The organism is Saccharopolyspora pogona, assembly GCF_014697215.1.
Classification (GTDB): domain Bacteria; phylum Actinomycetota; class Actinomycetes; order Mycobacteriales; family Pseudonocardiaceae; genus Saccharopolyspora; species Saccharopolyspora hattusasensis.
On record NZ_CP031142.1, the window covers coordinates 7327155 to 7343855 of the forward strand.

Sequence of the window (16701 nt, forward strand, 5' to 3'; positions counted from 1 at the left end):
AGCGACTTGTGCATGAGCGGGAGAACCTCGGCCTAAGTCCAGTCCCGCAACCGACGCCAATACGTCACGCTTGAACACCCCGCCACCGAGGACGGTAGCTGTGACCAGTAGACCAGTCGCCCTCCACCAGCTGGAGGCTGCCCGTCACGTACGAGGCGGCCTCCGAGGCGAGGTACACCACGGCGCCGGCGAACTCGTCGGCGTTCGCCCAGCGCTTCAACGCGGTCTTGTCCGCGTACGCGCCGTACCAGCCCTGATCGGACGTGATCTGCTCGGTCAGCTGGGTCTCGCATCGTGGGGTCGTGAGCGAGTTTTCCGGTAAGAACCGGTATGGCCACTCACGAGGATATCGGTGGGGATCCGTCCCATCCGCGCATACCGAAAGCTACGACCAGCGCTGGTCGGATCATGCGTCCCTGACCGTCCACTACGCCTGAGTTCGCTGCTCGCGTCAGGAGGCCCAGGTCGGGCAGAATGGTCGGTGGAGGTGACCGCCGTGCACGAGGTGATCGAGGCGAAGCTGCACGAGATCGAGGAGCTGTGCCGTGAGCTGTCAGTACGCCGTCTTGATCTCTTCGGCTCCGCGGTCGGAGACTCGTTCGATGTTGGTTCGAGTGATGTCGACGTTCTCGTGGACTTCGACGCTGGACCGGGCTTCGACTACTTCGGCGCTTACTTCGGTCTGAAGGAAGGGCTCGAACGAATCCTCGATCGCTCGGTCGACGTCGTGAGTGCCACCAGCATCTGGAACCCCTACTTCAAGCAGCAGGTCCAGGACACACGGGAACTCCTCTATGCGGCGTGACACCAGGGCTTATCTGTGGGATGCCCGCCAAGCCGCTGAGCTGCTCAGCGAGTTCCGCGAAGGAAAGGACTTCGCCGGCTACCAGACCGAATGCCATGCTGCGATCCGCCCGTCGAGCGTCAGTTCGAGATCGTCGGAGAGGCTCTGAACCAGCTTTCCAAAGTGGATGCCGACCTCGCGGCCAAGGTTCCCGACCTCCCTCGCATTGTTGCTTTTCGCAACATCCTGATCCATGCGCTACGCAACGGTTGACGATGCACTGGTCTGGCAGGTGCTAACTGAAAGGCTGCCTGCACCGGCCGGTGTCCTACGGCGACTTCTGGAAGCGTAAGAGCGTTCCGCCACGCCCTAGGCGACTGCGCAGGCCGAAAGCTACAGCCAGCGCTGTCGGATCATGTTCCGGTGCCGGTCATCCTCGACGTCTGAGCGTGTCTGCGACGCCCGTGAACCTCGGGCTGACCCGAATCCGCGGATTTCGTTGTCCATTATGGACCATTTCAGATTCTACGTGCGGAATGACAGATGCGGCAGCTTCCTCCCGGTTGTTCGAACCCGTCCGCCTCGGGGCCCTGCAGCGCGTTGACCGGAAGTTCGGTGAGCGGCTATCGCTGCCTGAACCCCCCCGGCCTGTCGGCGTACGAAGCCGCTCGCCGTGAGCGCGACGCCGAACGCCTGGCCGAGCTGGAACTGTCGATCTGGGCGTCGATGGGCACGGCCGCGGTCGGGGGTGAGCAGATCGAGGGCATGGTGGCGGACAATGCGGAGCGGCGATTCGCGGGCGGCGACCTCGCGCGCTTCCCGGACCAGCAGGCCATTTCACGGCTCGACCGGATCGCGGTGCCGACGCTGGTCGTCCACGGCGACCGGGACCATCCGGAGATCTGCGCGATCGCCGAACGGCTCGTCGCGGAAATCCCCGGTGCCCGCCGCGAGGTCATCCCCGACGCGGACCACTACCTGCCGCTTCGCACCCCCGGCCGCCTCGTGGACCTCCTCCTCCTCCTCCTCCTCCTCCTCCTCCTCCTCCTCCTCCTCCTCCTCCTCCTCCTCCAGCACCTGCCCTGACCCGCCGCGGCGGGTCAGGGCTTGGTGTACGTCAGGTGCATCACGCCGCTGTTGAAGACGTGGGTGCCGGCGAGGTCGTACTGCTCGGGGGCGAAATCGCCGCCGAAGAGCGGGATTCCGGCGCCGGCGACCACCGGGTGCAGCTTGATGATCATTTCGTCGATCTCCGGTCGCAGCGCCGCCGCGAGCTTTCCGCCGCCGCAGAGCCAGATTCCCATGCCTTCTTCCCGTTTCAGCTCCCGCACCCGTTCGGTCGGGTCGGTGGCGACGAATTCCACCGTGGGATCCGGGCTTTCGGTGATGCTGCGGGAGAACACGATGCTGCGCAGGTGCTGATAGGCGTTCGTTATCCCGTCCCGCACACCGATTTCCCAGCTGCCGCGTCCTTGTAGGACCGTGTCGAAGTGCTTGTTCGGCGCGTCGGTGAGGTCGATCAGCGGGCGGATGTGCGTCGGCATGATTTCCGGGTACTCCTCGCGGATGAAGGTGCCGTGGTCGCCTTCGTGCAGGAAGAAGTCCGGGTTGTCGTTGGCCGGGCCGGTGATGAAGCCGTCGATGGTCGATGCGACCAGGTAGGTGAGCTTTCGCATGGATGCCTCCAACAAGAACCACTTCGTATGTTGTGCTTCAAATGTAGTACTATGAACGGAGTGGTTGCAAGTGTGTTTTTGGAGGAGCGATGGTGCAGAACCCCGCAAGGCGAACGGCCCTGGTCGACGCGGCCATCGAGGTGCTGGCGCGCGACGGAGCGCGCGGCCTGACCTTCCGCGCCGTCGACGCGGAAGCCGGGGTGCCGAAGGGCACGGCGTCGAACTACTTCGCCAGCCGCGATGACCTGCTCAACCAGGTCGGCGCGCACATCCACCAACGACTGGCAATCGACCCGGCGAAGCACGGTCCGGTCGAGCAGGCGCCGTCGGTGGAACTGCTGACCGAGCTGATGCGCGCGCTGTTCCACCACATCTCGGACGACCGCACCGGCTGGCTCGCGCTGCTGGAACTGCGCCTGGAAGCGACCCGGCGTCCCGAGCTCCAAGCGGCGTTGACGGAAACCCTGCGAGCCAACCTGAACGCGAACATCGAGGGTCGCCGAGAATCGGGAATCCCCGGCGACGACATGACGACGGTGCTGCTCTACTACGCGATGACGGGCCTGATCGTGGAACACCTCACGGTGCCCGAAGTCCTGGCGCCGTTCAACGTGGATGACCTGATCGCCAACTTCGTCAACCGCTCCCTGGAACCCTGACGGCCTTCGGGGGTTCAGGCGGTTGTGCTACTCCGGTGAGCCGTTTTGCCTAGCGCTGCTGCCAAAATGGGCCTCGATAGCGTGATCCTGTCGCATTTTCAGGAAAATCCGCCTCACCGACATGCTCTCATTGACGGCGCCGCAACGCTGGGTGAATTGGCCCGAGCTGCGACGAGGGCCTGATTGATTGGGAGGTCGGAATGGGCAAGCGGGACGTGGACCGCGACGGCCAGGGCGAAGCCCAACCGGAGAAGTGGGAGAACTGGGGCAATAAGGACGACGGCAACAAGCACGAAGGCGACGACGAGTAAGGCGGCACGAAGAAGTGACCGCCTGGCGTGAACGGCTCGGTGTACCGCGCGATCGGTTTATCCCGCCCGAGGTGTGGGTCGATGACCCCGTCACGGGCGGGTTCGTCTCGGTGTCCAGGAAGATCGATGGGGCGCGGTGGCGAGAACTGGTCGAGGCCGACGAGCCGATCATCACGCAGGTTGACGACGGCAAGACCAGGCCCGGAGCCGTCGGGTTTCAGCCGAGCAGCTCGTGCAGCAAGCCGTCGCTCGTGGCCGACATGCTCGACGCCCTCCAGGTGGAGGACGGCCATCGGGTGCTGGAGATCGGCACGGGAACCGGCTGGAACGCGGCGAACCTCCGCGAGCGCGTGGGCGACGACGGCCAGGTGACCTCGCTCGAGGTGGACCTCGAGCTCGCCGAGCAGGCGGTCCGAGCGCTGATCGGCGAGGGGTGCGCGGTCGTGGTGGTGACCGCGGACGGGACCAAGGGCTACCCGGATCGCGCGCCGTACGACCGGCTGATCGCCACCGCTTCCGTGCGCCGAGTCCCCCGGGCTTGGATCGAGCAGGCAGTTCCCGGCGGTGTGATCGTGACGCCGTGGGGCACCGACTACTGCAACGGCACTCTTCTCCGGCTCACCGTGCCGGGGGACGGTTCGGCGTGGGGGAGATGCGGCAAGAACCTTCGGTTCATGCGGGTTCGCGATCAGCGCCGCGAATTCCTCGGCCCGTCCGAAGCCGAGATATCCGGCGCCGAAAAGGGGACAACCCTCCGAAGCGCACGGGAACTCTTCGAGATGACGGAGTTCTCGCACGCAGCGTTCACCATCGGGCTTCGCGTCCCGAGCTGCTACCTCACCATCGAGGACATCGACGCCGATCACCGGCACATCGAGCTGCACGACGTCCGTTCCGCGTCGTGGGCCCGCGTGATCATGGCACGCGGGGCCGATTTCGAGGTCTACCAGCTCGGTCCGCGCCGGCTTTGGGATGAGGCCGACGCCGCGTACGCCCGGTGGCTCGAATCGGGTCTCCCGTCGCCTGACCGGTACGGGCTCACGATCACGGTGGACGGTACCCACGAGGTGTGGTTGGACGAACCGACCAGCGAGCACCGGTGGACAGTCGAGCTCTGACGCCCGGTCCGGCGCTCGACCGTCAGCGGGCGATCAGTTCGTTCAGGGGGGTTTCCGGGTCCGCCAGGAGGTTCGTGTCGACCGTCGTGGCCGAGGTGATCAGGGTTTTGATCTGGTCCTGCACGTCCCAGATGTTCACGTTCATGCCCGCCAGGACTCGGCCTTCGGCTAGCCAGAAGGCGATGAACTCGCGGGCTTCGACATCCCCGCGGAACACCACCTGGTCGTAGCCGTCCGGGTCGACGTAGCCGAGGTACTCCATGCCCAGGTCGTACTGGTCGGTGAAGAAGTAAGGCAGCTCCGAGTACTTTCCGTCGCGCCCCAGCATCGACGCCGCCGCGGTGGCCGGCTGGCTGAGCGCGTTCGCCCAGTGCTCCACCCGGATCTGCTTGCCCAGCAACGGGTTGAACGCGTTGGTCACGTCGCCGGCCGCGACGATGTTCGGGTCGCCGGTGCGCAGCGAGGCGTCGACGAGGATGCCGTTCTCCACCCGCAGCCCGGCGTCCCGGGCCAGCGCGACGTCCGGCTCCACGCCGACCGCGACCAGCACCGCCTGGGCCGGAACTTCGGTGCCGTCCTTCAGCCGCACCCCGGCCGCCCGGCCGCTGTCGACCAGGATTTCGCTCACGGCGGCGCCGAAGCGGAAGTCCACGCCGTGGTCCCGGTGCAGTGCCGCGAAGACCTCGGACACTTCGGGACCGAGCACCCGCAGCAGCGGCAGCTCGGTCGTCTCGACGACGGTCACGGCCACGCCGGCTTCGCGCGCGGCGGCGGTGACTTCGAGCCCGATCCAGCCCGCGCCGACCACCACGAGCCGTTCGATGTCGTTCAGGGTCTGCTTGATCAGGTCGGAATCCTCGACCCGGCGCAGGTACAGGACGCCGTCGGCGTCCATCCCGTGCACCGGCAGCGAACGGGGATGCGCACCGGTCGCGATCAGCAGCTTGTCGAAGTCGATCCGGCTGTTGTCGGAGAGCTCCACCTGGCGCAGCGCCCGGTCGATCCGCCGCACCGACACCCCGAGCTGCAGGTCCACCCGGTTGTCGGCGTACCAGGATTCGTCGTGCACGTAAGCGCTGGCGAAGTCGGCGTTGCCCATCAGGTACGCCTTGGACAGCGGCGGGCGCTCGTACGGGCGGTGCGGTTCGTCCCCGAGCAGTGCGATGCGCCCGTCGAACCCCAGATCGCGCAGCGCCTGCGCACCCTTGGCGCCGGCCATGCCGGCACCGACGATCACGAAGGTCTCCGAATCAGCCACGACAGCGCCTCACTCCCACCCGACAACCCTCCGGATCGTCAGCGTCCTGCCGTCAACTCGCCCAAGCAACCCCAGATCGTGCGAATTGGACGGTGTGAAGGGCACCTTCGACCGGCAAAGAGCCTGTTGCGTTTTCGGCGAAAACGGCTGAACCGAAGTACCAAATCAGTCTCGATCGCCGCCGTTTGTCCGCCAGTGGCCATCTCAGCCGTGATCGATCGATTACGGTCCGTGGTGGGCGTAATTTTGCAACAGGCTCCAAAGTCGGCCGAAGGTGCCCTTCGGTCCTCACCCGTTAGTGGGTTTCGAGGTCACTTCTGGACGGCGTCGAGGGCGTCGATGAGGCCCGCGCCGTAGAAGCCGGCGCCGCTCTTGCCGCCGGAGCAGACCGCGTCCGGCTTGCCGTCGCCGTCCGGGTCGTAGCTCGTCGGGCAGGCCAGGGTGTCAGCCTGGTTGGTCAGCGCGCCGACCACCTGCTGGGCGTTCCAGTCCTGGTGCGTGCTGCGCAGCAGCGCGACCACGCCCGCGGCGTGCGGCCCGGCCATCGAGGTGCCCTGCATCCAGCCCCAGCCGCCGCCGGGCACCGTGGACAGCACCCGACCGTTCTGCGACGGCGTCTGCGGGATCTGGTTCTTGTCACCACCGGGCGCGGTCACCATGATCGAACCCAGGCCGTAGTTGGAGTAGTAAGACTTCACCGCGTCCGAGCCCACCGCGGACACCGCGACCACACCCGGCAGCTCACCCGGCAGGACGTGGCACTCGTGCCCGGTCTTGCGGTCCTGGGTCGGTCCGCCGTTGTTCGGGCTGTCGGTGTCGCGGATCGGCTTGGACAGGTCCCAGTTGCTGTTGCCCGCCGACACCACATTCACGACGTCCTTGCCCTGCGCGTACGCGGCCGCGCGGCGCACCGCCTCGGCACCGGCCTTCTGGTCCGGGTCGCTGTCGCACCACAGGTACCAAGGGTCGACGAAGTAGGAGTTGTTGGTGACGTCGAAGCCGTGCTCGGCCGCCCAGATGAACCCGCAGACCGCGTACTCGGGGTAGATGAAGCCGCCGTCGTCGATGACCCGCACCGAGGCCAGCGTGACGTTCGGCGCGACACCGGAGATGCCGACGCCGTTGCGCGCAGCGGCGATGGTGCCCGCGGTGTGGGTGCCGTGGTTCTGCGTCGGGTCCTGCGGCTGCCAGGCCTCCTGCCGGGTGTCCGGCACACCCTCGTTCACGCAGCTCACCGACTTGGAGACGTCCAGGTTCGGCTTCAGGTCCGGGTGCGTCGGGTCGATGCCGTAGTCCAGCACGCCGACCGTGATGTCCTTGCTGCCCTGGGAGATCGCGCTCGCCTGGTCGGCCTTGATCTGCCGCATGTCCCACTGCTCGGGCTCCAGCGGCTCCGCGTTCGCGTTGGCCGAGAACGCGGCGGGACCGGCCTTGCCCTCCAGCGCCTCCAGCCGCAGCGACTGCGCGGGCGGCAGCTGCTCGGCGAGGTTGCGGCTGGCACCGGCCTGCTCGACGGCGGGCTGGGTGCGCACCGCGGCGGCGAATCCGGGATCCGTCGAGGTCGCGACGATCACGCCGATCTGCGGCCAGCTCTGCACGACGGTTCCGCCGACCGCGCGCACCGATTCCTCTGTCTGCTGCAGGCCGTCGCCGGTCGGGCCGAGCACGACGAAGTGCACCGGTGCGGCGGCGGCCGCGGGCGCTGGATCGGCCGCGCTGACGATGCCTGCGGGTACCAACAGCGCCAACGCGAGTGCCGAGCCGGCTATACGCACGACTCGACCATTCCTTCTAGAGCGTGACACGTGTCCCTCCTATGGAGACAGAGTGCGATTCACCCAGTGGTATTCGTCGGATCTTGCGCCTGCTTCGGTGATCGTGGGTAGGACAGAACGGAGTAATTCAGTAGCCGATAGTGAGGCGTCCGGCACGTCTGCGGGGGTTGGGCGGCAGGCGCTCGGAGACTTAGAGTCGGCAGGTGTCGGTTGCAGATCTGGAAGTTTCCCCGCCGGAGCCCACCCCGAGCGAATCGGCGATGCGTCGCGCGCTCCGCCGCGCCACCGATGGTGTTTTGCTGGATGCCGCCGAAGCCGCGGTCCTGCTGCACGCCCGCGGCGAAGACCTGGAAAAACTGCTGGCCGCGGCCGGTCGCGCGCGGGACGCGCACCTGGTCGCCGAGGGCCACGAAGGTGTGGTCACCTACAGCCGGAACGTGTTCATCCCGTTGACCCGGCTGTGCCGGGATCGCTGTCACTACTGCACTTTCGCCACCGTGCCGCACCGGGTGAAATCCGCCTACCTGGAACGCGACGAGGTACTGGAGATCGCCCGGCGGGGTGCGGCCGCGGGCTGCAAGGAAGCCCTGTTCACCCTCGGAGACCGGCCCGAAGAGCGCTGGCCTGCCGCCCGGGAGTGGCTGGAGGCGCGCGGCTATTCCTCCACAATGGACTACGTGCGGTCCTGCGCCATCGCGGTGCTGGAGGAAACCGGCCTGCTGCCGCACCTGAACCCCGGCGTGCTCAGCTGGTCGGAGCTGACCAGGCTCAAGCCGGTCGCGGCGAGCATGGGCATGATGCTGGAGACCACCGCCGAGCGGCTTTGGCGGGAGAAGGGCGGGCCGCACTTCGGCAGCCCGGACAAGGAACCCGCCGTCCGGCTGCGAGTGCTGGCCGACGCCGGACGTGTCGCGGTGCCGTTCACCAGCGGAATCCTCATCGGAATCGGCGAAACCCGCGCCGAGCGCGCCGAGTCGCTGCTCGCGCTGCGCAGCGCCGCCCGCCAGTACGGGCACATCCAGGAAATCATCGTGCAGAACTTCCGGGCGAAACCGGACACCGCGATGCGCGGCATGCCCGACGCCAACCTGCACGACCTGGCCGCCACGATCGCGGTCGCGCGGCTGCTGATGCCCTCCGGGGTGAGCGTGCAGGCGCCGCCGAACCTCATCGGCGACGAGCAGCTGCTGATGCTGCGCGCCGGGATCGACGACTGGGGCGGGGTTTCCCCGGTGACCCCGGACCACGTCAACCCGGAACGGCCGTGGCCGCACATCGACGAGCTCGCCGCGAAGACCCGCGAAGGCGGCTTCGAGCTGCGGGAACGCCTGACCGCCTACCCGCGCTACGTGCGCGCCGGGCTGGCCGGGGACAGCACCCAGTGGCTGGACCTGCGGGTGGCCGGCCACGTCGCGGCACTGTCCGGTTCGGACGGTTTCGCCGACGCCGACGCCGCACCGGTCGGGCGCGAATGGCAGGAGCCGGACGGCGGGTTCGAGTCCATCGGCCGCACCGACCTGCACCGCAGCATCGACACGACGGGCCGCACGGGGGATCGCCGCGGCGACTTCGACACGGTCTACGGCGACTGGGACGAGCTGCGTCGCCAGCTGCCCGCCGACGCAGCCCCGGAGCGGCTCGACGCCGATGCGCGGGAGGGGCTGCGGCTGGCCGAGACCGACCCGGCCGCGCTGCTCGACGAGAGCCGCACTGCCGCCGCCATGGCCTTGATGACCTGCGACGGAGCCGCGATGGACGCGCTCGCCGGGATCGCCGACGGCCTGCGCCGGGACGTGGTGGGTGACGACATCACCTACGTGGTCAACCGCAACATCAACTTCTCCAACATCTGCTACGTGGGGTGCCGCTTCTGCGCCTTCGCGCAGCGGGAGCGCGATGCCGACGCCTACCGGCTCTCGCCGGAGGAGGTCGCCGATCGCGCCGATGAGGCGTGGCGGGCCGGGGCCACCGAGATCTGCATGCAGGGCGGCATCGACCCGCGGCTGCCGGTGTCCGGCTACGCCGACCTCGTGCGCGCGATCAAGCAGCGGGTGCCCGAGATGCACGTCCACGCGTTCAGCCCGATGGAGATCGTCAGCGCCGCGGCCAAGGCCGGGGCGAGCATCGCCGACTGGCTGGCCGAGCTTAAGGGGGCCGGCCTGGGCAGCATTCCCGGCACTGCGGCGGAGATCCTCGACGACGAGGTGCGCTGGGTGCTGACCAAGGGCAAGCTCCCCGCCGCCGAGTGGATCGAGGTCGTCAGCACCGCGCACCGGCTCGGCATCCCGTCCTCGTCGACCATGATGTACGGCCACGTCGACGCCCCGGAGCACTGGCTCGGCCACTTCCGCACCCTGGCCGGTGTGCAGGACGCCGCGGCTGAGCACGGCAGCGCCGGGTTCACCGAGTTCGTCCCGCTGCCGTTCGTGCACCGCAACGCGCCGATCTACCTCGCTGGGCTCGCGCGGCCGGGCCCGACCCGCCGGGACAACCGCGCGGTGCACGCGATGGCGCGCATCTTGTTGCACGGCCGGATCGACAACGTCCAGTGCTCGTGGGTGAAGCTCGGCGACGAGGGCACCTCAGAGGTGCTCAACGGCGGCGCCAACGACGTCGGCGGGACGTTGATGGAGGAGACCATCAGCCGGATGGCCGGCTCCGAGCACGGCTCGGAGCGGACCGTCGAGGAGCTGCACGAGCTGGCCGCTGGGGCGGGTCGTTCCGCCCGGCAGCGCAGTACCACTTACGAGCGAATTGGCCGGGTGCAGCTGGGGATCGGCCCGGCCTAACCCGACTTGATGTGATGTGGATCACTTAATTGGCCGCGGCCGGGATCGGTTTTCGGGCGATTCTGGCTGCTGGCCTGCTCGTTTATTGGTCTGGAGGCCCGGCGAAAGTCGTTCAGGATTGGAAAATATGATCATTGCGTCGTGGCCGGGTCACGCAAAGCGACCAAGCCGGTAACCGGTGGTCGGTACGTTCCGCCACCGAACTCGGACGATTCGGTGACCTGAACGGGTCAACTTTCGTAGGGAGGCACGCCCGTGCGTAGCCGAATATCCCGCGTGGTCACGCGGGTGTCCGTGCTTGGCGCCGCGCTCGCCGCGGTGCTACTGGCGACCGCAGCCGGCGCCGCTGCCGCCGGCTCGACCGTCCTCGCGGCCGGCCCCCTGGAATCGCTGAGCGCTCCGGTCGGACTCACCGCGGTCGCCCTCGGAGTGGTCGGCATGGTCGCGGGCATGTTCCGGAAGAAGAAGATCCAGCCAGAGAACCAGCGCAAGACCTGACGCAGGGATAACCGGAGAGGTCGATCCCACAGCTCCGGCGGGACTTGCGAGAATCACCACGTGAGCAGCGACAGCCCCGCACCCCAGACCAGCGACCAGCCCGCGGCGCGGCCGCGCGTGCTGTCCGGCATCCAGCCCACCGCCGACTCGTTCCACCTCGGCAACTACCTGGGCGCCCTGCGGGAATGGGTCACCATGCAGGACGACCACGACGCCTTCTACTGCGTCGTCGACCTGCACGCCATCACCGTCGCGCAGGACCCGGAACTGCTGCGCCAGCGTACCCGGCTCTCCGCCGCCCAACTGCTCGCGATCGGCATCGACCCCGACCGCTCGACGCTGTTCGTGCAGAGCCACGTCCCGGAACACGCCCAGCTCAGCTGGGTCCTGGAATGCCTGACCGGGTTCGGCGAGGCCGGTCGGATGACCCAGTTCAAGGACAAGTCCGCCCGCCAGGAAGCCGACCACGTCAGCGTCGGGCTGTTCACCTACCCGGTGCTGCAGGCCGCGGACATCCTGCTCTACCAGGCCGACGCCGTCCCGGTCGGCGAGGACCAGCGCCAGCACCTGGAGCTCACCCGCAACCTGGCGCAGCGGTTCAACTCCCGCTACGGCCATACCTTCACGGTGCCCGCGGCGCACATCCCCAAGGAAACCGCCAAGATCTACGATCTGCAGGACCCGACTTCGAAGATGAGCAAGTCGGTGCCCGCCGGGGTCGTCGAGCTGCTGGAGGCGCCGAAACGCTCGGCCAAGAAGATCCGCTCCGCGGTCACCGACCTGGAGCGGGAGATCCGCTACGACGTGGAGCACAAGCCGGGCATCAGCAACCTGCTGGTGATCTACTCGGCGCTGGCCGGCCGCAGCATCGCCGACCTGGAGGCCGCCTACGAGGGCAAGGGCTACGGCGACCTGAAGAAGGAGCTCGGCGAGGTCGTGGTCGAATTCGTCACGCCGTTCCAGGAGAAGGTCCGCAGCTACCTCGACGACCCGGCCGAACTGGACAAGGTCCTGCACCGGGGCGCGGAGCGGGCGCGGGCGGTCTCGGCGGAAACCTTGCGGACCGTCTTCGACCGGATGGGATTCCTTCCGCCGATGGGCTGAACTGATCAACTGCGGGTAGCCTGCCACCGTTCGGGGGAAGCCGTTGCGGCGGGAGGTGCACCGTGGCCGGTCAGGAGCAGGACACGAAGCCGGGCCGATTGGCGCTGCTGCGCCGCCGCCACGCGTGGTTGGACCGGCTCATCCGGGCCTTCGAGCGCTACCAGGGTCAGTACGGCGACTACTACGCCGCCGCGATCACCTACTTCAGCGTGCTCGCGCTGGTGCCGCTGCTGATGATCGCCTTCGCCGCGGCCGGTTTCGTGCTGAGCGGGAACCCGGACCTGCTGGGGCGGCTGCAGACGTCGATCACCTCCGCGGTGCCCAGCCCGGCGATGAGCGACATGCTCAACCGCGTCGTCCAGCAGGCGATCAGCCAGGCCGGGACGGTCGGTGTGATCGGCCTGCTCGCCGCGCTGTACTCGGGGCTCGGTTGGATGACGAACCTGCGGGAGGCGCTGACCGCGCAGTGGACGCAGGAGCCCGCGAAGCAGTCGATCGTCCGGCGGATGGCCGCCGACCTGGGGTCGCTGATCGGGCTCGGCGCGGCGGTGGCCGTCTCGCTGGGCATCAGCGCGCTCGGCGGCGGGGTCGGGCGGTGGCTGTTCGAGCTGGTCGGGATCGAGGACAACCCGGCCGCGGCGTTCGTGCTACGGGTGCTGTCGATACTGCTGTCGCTGTTGGCGAGCTGGCTGGTGTTCCTGTGGGTGCTGGCGCGGCTGCCGCGCAAACCGGTCACGTTGCACAGCGCGGTGTGGGGCGCGCTGTTCGCCGCGATCGGGTTCGAGGTCCTCAAGCAGGTCGGGGTGGTCTACCTGAACAGCGTCACCAGCTCGCCGGCGGGCGTGGCGTTCGGCCCGATCCTCGGTCTGCTGGTGTTCGCCAACCTGACCTCGCGGTTCATCCTTTTCGTCACGGCTTGGACGGCATCCGCCCGGGAGAACTTGGAGGTCGCGCCTCCGCGGCCGCCGGGCCCGGCGATCATCCGGCCGGTGGTCCAGGTGCGGGACCGGGTGGGTGTGCGGGCCACGGCGGGCCTGGTGGGCCTGGTGGGACTCGGCGCCATCGCGGGCTGGGCCTGGCGCCGCAAGCGCTGACCCCTGCGTCCCGCCGCAATTTCAATTGGAAATCGGACCTCCGATTTCCATTGAAATTGCGGAAGTTATCCACAACCTCCGGCGTGTTGTGGCCCGACACGCCGGAGATCCGCAACTTCCATTGAAATTGCGGCTGGTCATCCGGCGATGCCGGAGAGCATTGCCGCGAGGTCGGCCGGGCGGGAGAACATCGGCCAGTGCCCGGTCGGCAGGTGGTGCACCTCAGCCCCGGCCATCGACGCGAACAGCGGGATGCCGCTGTTGATGAGGGCCTGGACTTGCTCCGGGGTGAAGGTTGACGCGATCACCGAGATCGGTGTGTCCGGGATGGCCTCCGGCCGCTGCAGGGACTGCGTCGCGGTGGCGAACGGCTGCGGCGTGCTCATGGCGCGCATGCGGGCCAGCGTCTCGTCGGACAGCCCGGCGAGATCGTCCGGGCCGAACTCGGGGAGCGGGAGGCGCCACCCGTCGCCTTGGGCCTCGACCTTCTTGCGCCACTCCTCCTGGACGTCCGGCGGGTTGAAGTCCAGCACGGACACGCCGCCCGGCATCGGCCCGGCGTCGACGTAGACGATGCGCGCGATCCGGTCCGGGATGCGGTCGGCGGCGCCGGTGACGGGCACGTTCGCGCCGCTGTGCCCGACCAGCACGACGTCCCGGAGGTCGTTCTGCTCGATGAACCGGACCAGGTCCGCTACGTGCGTCTCGACGCCGACCTCCGGCGAGGCTTCGGCGGCTCGGTCGGCGAGGCCGGGCATCGTCACCGGGTGGACGTCGTGGCCCGTCGCCCGCAGGTCCAGCGACACGTCCTGCCACGCCCATGCACCGAGCCAGAAACCGGGGACCAGCACGATCGTCGCCATTTCAGCACTCCTTCTCAGCCGGATCGATGGCCTGGACCCTAGGCTCGATACCGGACAGAAATCGCCGGATTGTTCTGCGGGGAGACTCGTGTCACTGGTTGCCATGGTGCCCAAAAGCATTCACGGATCTATGGTGGCCTGTTGAGCAGACCGGCCCGGCGGTAGACCGACTCCAGGTACTCGCGGGCCCCGGCGGCATCCAGCGGTTCTGGTTGGGCGAGGCGGAAGAGCACGGCGCCGACCATCATGTCGATCAGCACATCCGGGTCCGCATCGGCGTCGACCACCCCATCGGCCTGTGCGCGGTCCAGTAGTGCTCGGGTGATGCGCCGCCGCGGCACGACGTAGTTCTCCCAATAGGTCGCCATCAGCGCCGGATGACTGACGCTGGAACCGAAGATGCGGGCGACCATCGCGCGCAGCCGAGGGTCGGCGACCGCCTCGGCGAGCCCGGGCAGCATCCGCTCGACCAGCGCCGGTCTGCCCCTCCATCAGCGCGGATGTCGTCTCCATGGCCGCTCCAATTAAATAACGAACCGGAACCGTTAACTAATCGGATCACGGCCGGCGGCGCGCCGGTAGCGGGTTCTGTCAGGGGTGGTCGCCGTTCTGCCTGCGGCGCGCGGCGGCGGCCAGACGCGCGCGGCGATGTCGGCGCGCTAGGACACCCGCAACCGCGACGGCGGCGATCGCGATCAGCGTCAACGGCCAGCCGACCGTGCCGAACATCGACGAGCTCTGCGCCTGGCCGGTCTCCGGCGAATCCGCCGCCGCGTTCTCTACCGGGGACGGGCGGGGTGACGTGGTCACCAGCTCGCCGACCGGGGCACTGACGTCGAGCCCGAACCCGTAGTCCAGCAGGTGCATGGTCTGCTGGGACTGCCGGATCGGTTGGTTCTCGCCGCGCATCAGCACCGCCACCAGCCGGCGTCCGTCGCGCTCGGCGGCACCGATGAACGTGTGCCGTGCATCGTCGGTGAACCCGGTCTTGCCGCCGATGGCGCCGGGGTAGTTGAGTAGCACCTGGTTGTCGGACCAGACCTCCAGCGGCGGGCCGCCCGGCTTGCCCGGCAGCAGCGTGTTGTGGACGCCGGCTATCGAGGCGAACGCCGGCTCGTGCATCGCCGCCCGGAAGATGGCCGCCAGGTCGTAGGCCGAGGTGCTCATGCCCGGACCGTCCAGCCCGGACGGCGTCGCGACCCGGGTGTCCAGCGCGCCGAGCTCGCGGGCCAGCGCGTTGACCTTGTCGAGCGTGGCGTCGAACCCGCCCATCTTCATGGCGAGCGCGTGCGCGGCGTCGTTGCCGGACCGCATGATCAATCCGGACAGCACCTGCTGCACGGTGTAGGTGACGCCGGGGCTGAGCCCGACCCGGCTGCCCTCCTGGTTAGCGTCCTCCTGGGTGACGACGATCGTGTCGTCCATCCGCAGCTCGCGGATCGCGGTGAGCGCGGTGAGGACCTTGATCGTCGATGCCGGGCGGTGCCTGGCGTGCGGGTCCTTCGCCGCCAGCACGGCCCCGCTGTCCAGGTCTGCCAGCACCCAGCTCTCGGCGCTGACCTCGGGGGGCGGCTCCGGCAGGCCCGGCGCGAGGATCACGCCGCACTCCGCCATCCGGTCCCCGCCGACCGGCGTCTCCGGGACCGGCACCGGCTCGGGGACCGGCGAGCCCGGCGCGGGCACCTCGGAGGTGTCCACCGGAGGCGGCGGAACGGCGTTAGGGCACGCTGCCGGCGGTTGGGCCGCGGCCGTGCCGCCGGTTGTCAGCGCTAGCGAAGCGGCGAGAGTGCAAATGGCCGCGCTTAGCGCGGATTTCGTGCGGAGCTGACCGCGGGCACTCAGAGGCACACGCAGCAGGCTAGCCAATCGCCGTGAGCGACGAGACGCAGACCGCCCCCGGACAGGTGGGTGAAGCAGGTTACAGCGGATACTGGGGGCCGTGACAATTTCCCGCCGCGTTGCGTTGTTCCTGCTGGCCTTCGGCGTCTGGTCGTACCTGCTGTGGCCGAACTTCGTGCGCAACATCTGGAACAGCGACCGCTCCTGGGCGGGCGGTTCGCCGACGTCCTACCTGATCGTCCACCTGGTGATCGCGGTGGTCTCCCTGGTCCTGGGCACGATCATCGGGGTCCTCGGCTGGCGGGCCTACCGGGCCGCCCGCCGCTGACCGCCGGCAAGCTAGCGAGCAGGTTCACGACGACCGCATCCGCGGCACACCGCCCTTGCGACCCAGACCGAATGCGACCCGATAGATGTCGGGAAGGTCGAGCTTGCCGTTCTTTCGGTTCGTCATCACGCCCAGTTCGATCAGCTCGGCGATGAGCTCCGACAGCTTGGTGCCGCGCGGGCCGGTCGCTGCCGGAGCTTGATCGGACGCCAGTTGGAGGGCGTCGAGCTGCGTTTTCAGGTCGGCGTCTCGCCAGCAGGACTCCACGTCCTGCTGCTCGATCGGCACCTGCAGTCCCTTCAGCGGCTCGATTGCGGTGGCGACCCAGGGGATGTCCTCGGTGATCTCATCGACGCGGGTTTGCGAGGCAGCCTGCACTCCGCGCTTAATCGCCTCCCAGTGAAGCGCATGGTCATGCCCGGCATACGGCTCTTCTGTGATCTGGGCTGCGGTGCGCAGTGCATTTAGGAAACTTCGCGGGCTTACTTGCCCGGTTCCGTCGGCCAGGTGGTTCGGCAACCAGGTGAACCGCGATGTCCTGAGTGTCGTCGAGAATCAGCGAAAGGCGACCGACCAAGTCCCGAACCAGGATCACATCTGTCCCG

Annotated in this window: 18 protein-coding genes; 10 read left to right on the forward strand and 8 right to left on the reverse strand. The window is 68.3% G+C overall.

The window, feature by feature from the left end; all coding sequences use genetic code 11:
* Nucleotides 1–64: 64 nt before the first annotated feature.
* Nucleotides 65–280, reverse strand: a complete 216-nt coding sequence (locus DL519_RS34480; protein ID WP_397545084.1) for an SDR family oxidoreductase — start codon at nt 278–280, stop codon at nt 65–67.
* A 207-nt stretch (nt 281–487) separates the two neighbouring features.
* Between DL519_RS34480 and DL519_RS34485 the strand changes: the two genes are divergently transcribed.
* The 3 genes from DL519_RS34485 to DL519_RS34495 all read left to right on the forward strand — a co-directional run bounded on the left by DL519_RS34485 (nt 488) and on the right by DL519_RS34495 (nt 1870).
* Nucleotides 488–805: a nucleotidyltransferase family protein gene (locus tag DL519_RS34485; protein WP_223839910.1), complete on the forward strand. Its 318-nt coding sequence runs from the start codon at nt 488–490 to the stop codon at nt 803–805.
* 90 nt (nt 806–895) lie between these two features.
* Nucleotides 896–1057 (forward strand): DUF86 domain-containing protein, encoded by a 162-nt coding sequence (locus DL519_RS34490; RefSeq protein ID WP_223839911.1) that lies wholly within the window; start codon nt 896–898, stop codon nt 1055–1057.
* A 342-nt stretch (nt 1058–1399) separates the two neighbouring features.
* A complete protein-coding gene (locus DL519_RS34495; RefSeq protein ID WP_190821041.1) occupies nt 1400–1870 on the forward strand; it encodes an alpha/beta fold hydrolase in 471 nt (156 codons plus the stop codon).
* Between the two features lie 14 nt (nt 1871–1884).
* Here DL519_RS34495 and DL519_RS34500 read toward each other — a convergent pair whose 3' ends face one another.
* Nucleotides 1885–2460: a dihydrofolate reductase family protein gene (locus DL519_RS34500; RefSeq protein WP_190821043.1), complete on the reverse strand. Its 576-nt coding sequence runs from the start codon at nt 2458–2460 to the stop codon at nt 1885–1887.
* 89 nt (nt 2461–2549) lie between these two features.
* Here DL519_RS34500 and DL519_RS34505 point away from each other — a divergent pair, with 89 nt between their 5' ends.
* Nucleotides 2550–3119 carry a TetR/AcrR family transcriptional regulator gene (locus DL519_RS34505; protein WP_190821045.1) on the forward strand — a complete coding sequence of 190 codons (570 nt, stop codon included), beginning with the start codon at nt 2550–2552 and terminating at the stop codon, nt 3117–3119.
* A 421-nt stretch (nt 3120–3540) separates the two neighbouring features.
* Nucleotides 3541–4548, forward strand: coding sequence for a methyltransferase domain-containing protein (locus DL519_RS34510; protein WP_190821047.1), 1008 nt, complete (start codon nt 3541–3543; stop codon nt 4546–4548).
* 22 nt (nt 4549–4570) lie between these two features.
* Here the strand turns inward: DL519_RS34510 and DL519_RS34515 are convergent, their stop codons facing one another.
* Together DL519_RS34515 and DL519_RS34520 are read right to left on the reverse strand one after the other, a co-directional pair.
* Nucleotides 4571–5806 (reverse strand): NAD(P)/FAD-dependent oxidoreductase, encoded by a 1236-nt coding sequence (locus tag DL519_RS34515; RefSeq protein ID WP_190821049.1) that lies wholly within the window; start codon nt 5804–5806, stop codon nt 4571–4573.
* A 311-nt stretch (nt 5807–6117) separates the two neighbouring features.
* On the reverse strand, nt 6118–7581 hold the full coding sequence (locus tag DL519_RS34520) for a S8 family peptidase (protein WP_190821050.1): 1464 nt from the start codon (nt 7579–7581) through the stop codon (nt 6118–6120).
* Between the two features lie 260 nt (nt 7582–7841).
* On the opposite strand from DL519_RS34520, the gene DL519_RS34525 reads away from it, so the two are divergent.
* The 4 genes from DL519_RS34525 (at nt 7842) to yhjD (ending at nt 13066) form a co-directional block, all read left to right on the forward strand.
* Nucleotides 7842–10370, forward strand: a complete 2529-nt coding sequence (locus DL519_RS34525; protein WP_397545005.1) for a bifunctional FO biosynthesis protein CofGH — start codon at nt 7842–7844, stop codon at nt 10368–10370.
* A 255-nt stretch (nt 10371–10625) separates the two neighbouring features.
* Nucleotides 10626–10868, forward strand: coding sequence for a hypothetical protein (locus tag DL519_RS34530; protein ID WP_190824647.1), 243 nt, complete (start codon nt 10626–10628; stop codon nt 10866–10868).
* Nucleotides 10869–10928: 60 nt separating this feature from the next.
* Entirely contained in the window at nt 10929–11972 is a 1044-nt protein-coding gene (trpS, locus tag DL519_RS34535; RefSeq protein WP_223839912.1) for a tryptophan--tRNA ligase, read from the forward strand.
* A gap of 62 nt (nt 11973–12034) precedes the next feature.
* Nucleotides 12035–13066 carry an inner membrane protein YhjD gene (gene yhjD, locus DL519_RS34540; protein ID WP_190821054.1) on the forward strand — a complete coding sequence of 344 codons (1032 nt, stop codon included), beginning with the start codon at nt 12035–12037 and terminating at the stop codon, nt 13064–13066.
* A gap of 137 nt (nt 13067–13203) precedes the next feature.
* Here the strand turns inward: yhjD and DL519_RS34545 are convergent, their stop codons facing one another.
* The 3 genes from DL519_RS34545 to DL519_RS34555 all read right to left on the reverse strand — a co-directional run bounded on the left by DL519_RS34545 (nt 13204) and on the right by DL519_RS34555 (nt 15627).
* Nucleotides 13204–13929, reverse strand: a complete 726-nt coding sequence (locus DL519_RS34545) for an alpha/beta fold hydrolase (RefSeq protein WP_190821056.1) — start codon at nt 13927–13929, stop codon at nt 13204–13206.
* 128 nt (nt 13930–14057) lie between these two features.
* Entirely contained in the window at nt 14058–14390 is a 333-nt protein-coding gene (locus DL519_RS34550; RefSeq protein WP_190821058.1) for a TetR-like C-terminal domain-containing protein, read from the reverse strand.
* Between the two features lie 130 nt (nt 14391–14520).
* Nucleotides 14521–15627: a D-alanyl-D-alanine carboxypeptidase family protein gene (locus DL519_RS34555; protein WP_223839913.1), complete on the reverse strand. Its 1107-nt coding sequence runs from the start codon at nt 15625–15627 to the stop codon at nt 14521–14523.
* A gap of 241 nt (nt 15628–15868) precedes the next feature.
* Between DL519_RS34555 and DL519_RS34560 the strand changes: the two genes are divergently transcribed.
* Complete coding sequence (locus DL519_RS34560; protein ID WP_029536182.1) at nt 15869–16096, forward strand: SCO4848 family membrane protein; 228 nt, start codon at nt 15869–15871, stop codon at nt 16094–16096.
* Between the two features lie 24 nt (nt 16097–16120).
* Here DL519_RS34560 and DL519_RS34565 read toward each other — a convergent pair whose 3' ends face one another.
* Nucleotides 16121–16615, reverse strand: coding sequence for a hypothetical protein (locus tag DL519_RS34565; protein ID WP_190821062.1), 495 nt, complete (start codon nt 16613–16615; stop codon nt 16121–16123).
* Nucleotides 16616–16701: the final 86 nt, after the last annotated feature.

Coding starts and splice junctions, on each gene's coding strand:
- DL519_RS34525 (WP_397545005.1), top strand. CDS start 7,842: ATGCGTCGCGCGCTCCGCCGCGCCACCGATGGTGTTTTGCTGGATGCC.
- DL519_RS34490 (WP_223839911.1), top strand. CDS start 896: ATGCCATGCTGCGATCCGCCCGTCGAGCGTCAGTTCGAGATCGTCGGA.
- DL519_RS34505 (WP_190821045.1), top strand. CDS start 2,550: ATGGTGCAGAACCCCGCAAGGCGAACGGCCCTGGTCGACGCGGCCATC.
- DL519_RS34500 (WP_190821043.1), bottom strand. CDS start 2,460: ATGCGAAAGCTCACCTACCTGGTCGCATCGACCATCGACGGCTTCATC.
- DL519_RS34550 (WP_190821058.1), bottom strand. CDS start 14,390: ATGCTGCCCGGGCTCGCCGAGGCGGTCGCCGACCCTCGGCTGCGCGCG.
- DL519_RS34545 (WP_190821056.1), bottom strand. CDS start 13,929: ATGGCGACGATCGTGCTGGTCCCCGGTTTCTGGCTCGGTGCATGGGCG.